Source organism: Mycetohabitans sp. B46 (assembly GCF_037389205.1).
GTDB lineage: Bacteria > Pseudomonadota > Gammaproteobacteria > Burkholderiales > Burkholderiaceae > Mycetohabitans.
Genome location: NZ_JADBGL010000010.1, coordinates 111,514 through 118,495 on the forward strand (window position 1 = coordinate 111,514; position 6,982 = coordinate 118,495).

General features: G+C 61.1%; 7 protein-coding genes. 6 read left to right on the plus strand and 1 reads right to left on the minus strand.

Annotated features, from left to right (window positions below; translation table 11 throughout):
* Positions 1-244: 244 nt before the first annotated feature.
* The 6 genes from IHE30_RS12115 to IHE30_RS12140 all read left to right on the plus strand — a co-directional run bounded on the left by IHE30_RS12115 (position 245) and on the right by IHE30_RS12140 (position 6,680).
* Positions 245-1,501, plus strand: coding sequence for a lipopolysaccharide biosynthesis protein (locus IHE30_RS12115; protein WP_337690904.1), 1,257 nt, complete (start codon positions 245-247; stop codon positions 1,499-1,501).
* Positions 1,498-2,322, plus strand: coding sequence for a glycosyltransferase (locus IHE30_RS12120; RefSeq protein WP_337690905.1), 825 nt, complete (start codon positions 1,498-1,500; stop codon positions 2,320-2,322). Before IHE30_RS12115 ends, IHE30_RS12120 begins: the two co-directional genes overlap by 4 nt.
* An 8-nt stretch (positions 2,323-2,330) precedes the next feature.
* A complete protein-coding gene (galE, locus tag IHE30_RS12125) occupies positions 2,331-3,353 on the plus strand; it encodes a UDP-glucose 4-epimerase GalE (RefSeq protein WP_337690906.1) in 1,023 nt (340 codons plus the stop codon).
* A gap of 24 nt (positions 3,354-3,377) precedes the next feature.
* A complete protein-coding gene (locus tag IHE30_RS12130) occupies positions 3,378-4,478 on the plus strand; it encodes an MraY family glycosyltransferase (RefSeq protein WP_337690907.1) in 1,101 nt (366 codons plus the stop codon).
* A gap of 31 nt (positions 4,479-4,509) precedes the next feature.
* On the plus strand, positions 4,510-5,163 hold the full coding sequence (locus IHE30_RS12135; protein WP_337690909.1) for a response regulator transcription factor: 654 nt from the start codon (positions 4,510-4,512) through the stop codon (positions 5,161-5,163).
* A gap of 464 nt (positions 5,164-5,627) precedes the next feature.
* Positions 5,628-6,680 (plus strand): O-antigen ligase family protein, encoded by a 1,053-nt coding sequence (locus IHE30_RS12140; protein WP_337690910.1) that lies wholly within the window; start codon positions 5,628-5,630, stop codon positions 6,678-6,680.
* 18 nt (positions 6,681-6,698) lie between these two features.
* Here IHE30_RS12140 and IHE30_RS12145 read toward each other — a convergent pair.
* Positions 6,699-6,982: polysaccharide biosynthesis protein (locus IHE30_RS12145; protein WP_337690912.1), on the minus strand; the 284-nt coding region annotated here is incomplete at its 5' end.

A 6,982-nucleotide genomic window follows, 5' to 3' on the forward strand; every position in this document is an offset into this window, starting at 1 on the left:
GAGTGAGTGCCTGTTGGAAACGAAAATTCGAGGGGCCGCCGAAGCGTCGCGCAACGAACCTACGCAGTCTGTTCGCCGTGCCGCTCACGGGTCGCCGGTTCGGGACCGGATCCAATCTATAATTGCAGCTTACTCAGACCCCTTTGTCTGGTCATTTTAACGTGGTTAAAGGCCATGATCGCCGAAACGGCGGTCCACACCACCACACCACGTCAGGACGCGTACTTTTCCGCCCCGCCGGCGCATGCTAAACCGAATCAAGCACCATCCGGATGTTGCCCGCGCGGTCGCCAACCTGTGTTGGCTTGGCCTGGAGCGGTTCACGCAAATCGGGGTCGCGATCGTAATCAGCGGCCTGCTCGCCCGCTACTTCGGCGCGGAGTTGTTCGGCAAGTGGCAGTATGCCAACACGTTGCTGCTCGTGCTGGCGCCGCTGACCTGGGTGTGCGGCGCGGAGATCCTGGTCCCCATGATCGTGCACGGCGGCGAGCAGCGCCTAGGCACGATCCTCGGCAGCGCGTTTGCGCTACGCTTGGCCGTCTCGGCACTCGCGCTCGCGCTGACGTGGGCCGGCATCGCTGCCGGGCTGACTGAGCCGACCGTCGGCGCGATACTGGCCGCGCTGGCCGTGACACTGCTGCTGCGTGAGCCACTGATCGGCGTGGTCAATGCGTGGCTGCAGAGCATCACTTATACCAAGCCACAGTTGATCACGAACATGGTCACCGCGCTAGCCAAAGCCGGCGGCGTCTGGCTGCTGGTGCACGCCGCCACGTCGGCGGCCGGCTTTGCATGGTTGTGGGCGGTGGAGGCGGCGATCATCGCCGCCGTGCTGCTCGTCTATTACCGCGCGCGCCACGGCCGCTTGGACTGGCGTGTGGAGCGCGCGCTACTGCGCACGTTCGGCCGCACCGGGACGGTTTTCTGGCTCGGACTCGTCTGCATGTACCTGTTCCTGAAGCTGGACCGGCTGGTGCTGGAGCGCTACGTGTCATTTGCCGAACTGGGCCGCTATGCCGCCGCGCAGCAATTGAACGAGAACTGGATCGCGCTCGCGCTGATGCTTGCACAAACGCTCGCGCCGGCGTTCGTCTATCGCGTCGCCGACGTATCGCAGCTGCGACGCAATATGGGGCGACTGCTGTGGATGACAGCAGCGCTGATGAGCGCCGGCGCGCTGTTGCTGGATCTAGCGGCGAGCCTCATCGTGCGGATCGTGTTCGGACCCGATTTCGACGACGCTGCGCACCTCCTGCGCGCGGCGGTCTGGCTGTCGGTGCCGGCCGGCATCGAGGCAATCGGCAATCTGGTCGTGCTCAAATACCAGGCCAAATTTGTCTTGCTGGCCAAATGGACGCTGGCACTGGCCGTCGCGCTCGCGCTGGACTTCGCACTGATCCCGGCATTCGGCGCACGCGGCGCGCTAGGCGGACTGGCCGCGGGCTACATCACGGCAGCCGCAGTAAATTTCTACTATATCCGGCTTAAGCTCAAGCCATGAACAATGTTGATCACGACGCGCTCGCAGGCGTAAGCGTGTTGATTCCCGCCTACAATTGTCAGGCTGACCTGGAGCGCACGCTTCGCTCGTTCAAAGAGCCCGCACCAGTGCATGTGCTGATCGTCGATGACGGCAGCACGCCGCCGCTCGCCGCGCCCGCTATCGATGGCCTGTCGATCGAAGTCCTGCGCCTGGCGCGCAATGGCGGGATCGAGCGAGCGCTGGCCGCCGGCATCGATGCGCTGGCGGCGCGTGCGGTGCGCTACGCGGCCCGTATCGACGCCGGCGATCTTGCCTGCGCGCGCCGGCTGGCGAAGCAAGCCACCTATCTGGATGCCCATCCGCGCGTGGCCGCGGTCGGCATGTGGGCACAGGTTGCCACACGCCACGGCGTGCCGCTGTTCACGTTGGCCCCGCCGAGCGAGCCGGCTGACATACGGCGGCAGCGCTTTGCGCGCACCGCATTGATCCATCCAGCAATGATGCTGCGCGTGGACGCGGTCCGGCAGGCCGGTAACTATCGCGTGGCGTACCGCGCGGCCGAGGACCTGGACCTGTTCCTGCGGCTAATGCGCACACACGACTGCGCGAACCTGCCCGAAGTCGGGTTGGTTTACGAACTGAACGAAGGCGGCATCAGTGCTACAAAGCGACGCACGCAGATTGTCTCGACGCTGCGACTGCAGCTTGCCTACTTCGAGGCGGCCAATCCCTACTGGTGGCTCGGGCTGGGCAAGAATCTGCTGCATTGCGTGACACCGTACCCGGTGTTGCAATCCATCAAGCGCACACTGTTCCGTGCGCGTGCGCGTCAAACATGAGGACAACGATGACGAATCAAGGCACGATCCTGGTCACCGGCGGTGCGGGCTTCATCGGCTCGCATACCTGCGTGGCGTTGCTCAACGCAGGCTACGATGTCGTGGTAATCGACAATCTGGTCAACAGCAAGATCGACGCGGTGCGCCGCGTCGAGCGAATCACCGGCAAAACGGTTCAGTTCCACCAAGCCGACTCGCGCGATGACCGCGCACTTCAGCAAGTGTTCGAGCACCGCCCGATCCGCGCCGCGATTCACTTTGCTGCGCTCAAGGCGGTGGGTGAATCAGTGCAAAAACCGCTGGAGTATTATGCGAACAACCTGGACAGCCTGCTGGCGCTGCTGCGCGTGATGAATAAGCATGATGTCAAGCACATCGTGTTCAGTTCGTCAGCCACCGTGTACGGCGTGCCACAAAGCGTGCCGATCGACGAGTCATTCCCGTTGTCCGCGACGAATCCTTACGGCCAGACGAAGCTGATGGCCGAGCAGATTCTACGCGACCTGGCGCACGCCGATGCCGGCTGGAAGGTTGCCACGCTGCGCTATTTCAATCCGGTCGGCGCGCACAAGAGCGGGCTGATCGGCGAGGACCCGAACGGCGTCCCGAACAACCTCATGCCCTTTGTCGCGCAGGTCGCCGTCGGCAAGCTGCCGCGCCTGCGGGTCTTCGGTGGGGACTACGGCACGCCAGACGGCACCGGCGTGCGCGACTACATTCATGTTGTCGACCTCGCACGCGGACACCTTGCCGCACTTGATACACTGTTCGAGCAGGACCGCAGCTTTACCGTGAACCTGGGCACAGGCAAGGGCTACAGCGTACTAGACGTGGTGCGTGCCTTCGAGCGGGCCTGCGGCCGCGAAGTCCCGTACGAGATCGTCGCGCGCCGCCCCGGCGACGTCGCGGCCTGCTACGCGGATCCAGCGGCGGCCGAGCGGGTCATCGGCTGGCGCGCCGAGCATGGCATCGAAAGGATGTGCGCGGATCATTGGCGCTGGCAGGTGAACAATCCGAACGGCTACGCCTAAACCCTGCGAGGAGACGCATTACCCATGCTCAGCTTCGCCATTGCCTTCTTGATTTCGCTGCTGGTTACGCTCGCCATCGTCCGTTACGCGAACACGCACCAGCACCTGTCGACCGATACCGATCTGGGGGGCGTACAAAAATTCCATGTTCGGCCCGTGCCGCGCATCGGTGGCGTCGGCATCCTATTCGGACTGGCGGGCGGCGCCATGCAGTTGCGCGGCGCGTATCCATCGGTGGCCGACGGCATCCTGTTGCTGGCCGCCTGCGGCTTGCCCGCGTTCGCCTCCGGGCTGATCGAGGACCTGACCAGGCGCGTGAGTCCCTTTACGCGGCTCGTCGCGACCATGGTCGCCGCGGCACTCGCGTATTGGCTGCTCGACGCGGCCATTACCCGTATCAGCGTGCCGTGGCTGGATTTTGCACTCGCGTATCCGTGGGTATCCGCGGTCATCTCGGTGCTCGCAGTCGCTGGGCTAGCCAATGCGATCAATATCATCGACGGCTTCAACGGACTCGCCTCGATGGTCGGCTTCATGATGTTCGCCTCACTCGCGTATGTCGCATTCCAAGTCCACGACCCGATTGTGCTTTCCGGCTCACTAGTCATGATGGGGGCAATCATTGGCTTCTTTTTGTGGAATTTTCCGGCCGGACTGATTTTTCTGGGAGACGGGGGGGCGTATTTCATTGGCTTCATGCTGGCAGAGTTGGCCATCCTGCTCGTGATGCGCAACCGCGACGTTTCCGCTTGGTATCCGCTGCTGCTGTTCATGTATCCAATCTTCGAGGTCTGTTTCTCGATCTACCGCAAGCGGTTTGTGCGGGGGATGTCGCCAGGCATGCCGGACGGCGTGCATTTGCACATGCTCGTCTATAAGCGGCTGATGCGCTGGGTGGTGGGCGCGCGCACCGCACGGGAGCTGACCCGGCGCAATTCGCTGACCTCGCCGTACCTATGGTTGCTCTGCCTGATCGCGGTGATCCCGGCAACGTTGTTCTGGCGACACACCGTCCACCTGTTCTGTTTTGTCGTGCTGTTCGTGGCCACCTATGTGTGGCTGTACGTGAGCATCGTGCGCTTCAAGACCCCCCGCTGGCTTGTGTTCCGTAAGCGCGTGCGTTGATTCGTCGCGGTGCACCGGCTGCGATGCCATGATGAGAATCAGCGTTCTGGGCGATGGCCCAAGCCAGGCGGCATTCATTTGCCAAACGCTGAGCAAAGCTGGACAGCTGAGCAAAGCTGGACACCTGTGTCATTCATTGTCCGAACGCCAGGCCTTCGTGCACCTGTTGCTCAGGCAAACCTTCGATCTGCTGGTGCTGGCCTGGAACGTACCCGACATGCCAGGCGGTGAGGCGCTCAAAGAAGCCGGGCAAAACCTGCCTCCCACGCTGCCCATGCTGTTCATGACCAGCCTCAACTACGAGACGGATATCGTGTCCATACTCAACGCCGGCGCGAACGACTACATCGTGGAGCCGGTGTCCGCGCAAATCCTGCTAGCGCGCGTCGAAACGCTGCTGCGTCACCCGTACCGACAGCCGGTGTCGGGCTCGCGCGAACAGTTCGGCGGCTATACGTTCGACAGCGCGCTGCAGCCGGTGCAGGTGCGCGGCACGCCGGCATCGCTGACCAACAAGGCATTCGAACTGGCGCTGCTGCTGTTTCGCAATCTCGCACGACCACTGTCACGATCGCCCATTTTTGAGCACGACGCACTGCATGCGAGATCCGGCGCGCCGACGACATCGAAGTCTATCGGATGCAGCCGAAGGACACCCTGTACGACATTGCTGAGCGCTACCTGATTCCGCTTCGGCGACTGAAAAGTACTGCAGCGAGTGAACCGGATTGCACAGCCGCGAGGCACGCGGGCCTTGCGACGTTGCGCGTACCGGGCCAACTGCTCAAGCGCACGCCGTTGAGCGCCCGCGTGCTGAGCGTGACCGGCGTGGCCAATCGATGCGGAGGCGGCAGTTATAATGAGCGCCCTGGGCGCAAATCGCCGGGCATGCCTATCGAGGATGTCATCGCCCGTGCGCCGCGCTGAAGAACAACCCACAGCCTCGTATTAATGCACTCAAACCGATTTGTCACAGGGATCGCCACAGCCGCGATCATTCTTTCACCTGCGCTAGTGCTGACAATGCAGGGGGGGGCCGGTTACTGCTATTTCACTTTGCTCGTGTTGGCGCTAGGCTGGGCAGCTCATCCGGCTAACTGGGAGCGTTGTCGATCGATATGGCGCGAGTACCGACTTTATCTCATTAGCATGCTGGCATTGCCGGCGGCCGTCTTATTTCAAATACTCGTACTGCAGACAGCCAAGCTATCGGCATTTGATCCCATACTGCGGTTTGGTTTAATTGTACCCAGCTTCTTCCTACTCGCCTCACTGCCCTCCGTCCAACTCCGCTTGGTGCAGTGGGGTTTCGTTGCCGGAGCCATTGCAACTGGCGCCTGGGCACTTCATGAGGTGCTGCACACCGGCTCTTGGTCCACGCCCGGACGCCTCGGCAATGCGTTCATGAACCCCATCCCTTTTGGCGGAACGGCCCTGCTGCTTGGCTTCCTTGCCTTTGCATCACTTGAACGTGACCGGAAAATCTGGTTAGGCGAATGGGCTCTTAAGGTCATTGCACTGCTATGTGGATGCTACGTCTCGTACCTATCCGGCGCACGCGGCGGTTGGATAGCGTTACCCGTGCTCGTGTGGGCTTCGATGGCCAGACGGCATTGGTTGTCCAATCGTTGGGCTGCAGTCGGCCTAGTACTGCTACTGATAGCCACACTAGGTGCGCTTTCGACTACAAATATGGTTCAAGAACGCGTGAGCGCGCTTGAATCCGACATACGCAAGCTCTCAGTAGGCAATACCGAATCGTCGACGGGCATACGTCTTGAATTATGGAAGGCATCACTGGAACTGTATGCAGAACAGCCGGTCTTCGGTGTCGGAAAAGGCCAATTAAAGGAAGGCATGATGCATTTCCCGAAGTATAAATACTTAGTGTCCGATTTCCATATGCACCTTGCGCACAATGAAATACTGTCTATGCTTGCCGAGGTGGGTACAGTGGGTCTTGTCTGCCTTTTATTGCTTTATGGGGGACCGCTGCGATACTTTTGGAAATACCGGCGACATTCAGACCCGACCATCACAAATGCAGCATATATGGGCCTGATCATGGTGCTGGGAACCTTCGTGTTCGGACTGACGAACGATGTTTTCGCCGTTGTGATGAATGCAGCGTTTTACGCACTGACGACCGCGACATTGCTAGCCATCATCGCTAGCCGAAGAAGGGAACTGGCTGAGCGCTGACAGGTCATAGGGGTCGTGTTATCCAGCGGCGTGGGAGGCGTGATCTTTAGTGGGTACACTGTGCAGCATCGCGCCGCCAGTCGGCTGATATTCAGGGACCCAGCGCCTCAAATCACGTCGTACTTCGTCATCGGACAGGATCCGCTGCTGCATCAACCATGGCAGCAGTTCATCAAGTAAGTTACCCGGTACTTTACGCGCCCGTGCGATACGCAACTTCGGATGTGGCGTGCGAATCGTCGTTTCTTCGTCGGCTAGCAGCTCCTCGTACAGCTTCTCGCCAGGCCGCAAGCCGGTAAAGA

Coding starts and splice junctions, on each gene's coding strand:
- IHE30_RS12115 (WP_337690904.1), top strand. CDS start 245: ATGCTAAACCGAATCAAGCACCATCCGGATGTTGCCCGCGCGGTCGCC.
- IHE30_RS12120 (WP_337690905.1), top strand. CDS start 1,498: ATGAACAATGTTGATCACGACGCGCTCGCAGGCGTAAGCGTGTTGATT.
- galE (WP_337690906.1), top strand. CDS start 2,331: ATGACGAATCAAGGCACGATCCTGGTCACCGGCGGTGCGGGCTTCATC.
- IHE30_RS12130 (WP_337690907.1), top strand. CDS start 3,378: ATGCTCAGCTTCGCCATTGCCTTCTTGATTTCGCTGCTGGTTACGCTC.
- IHE30_RS12135 (WP_337690909.1), top strand. CDS start 4,510: ATGAGAATCAGCGTTCTGGGCGATGGCCCAAGCCAGGCGGCATTCATT.
- IHE30_RS12140 (WP_337690910.1), top strand. CDS start 5,628: ATGCTGGCATTGCCGGCGGCCGTCTTATTTCAAATACTCGTACTGCAG.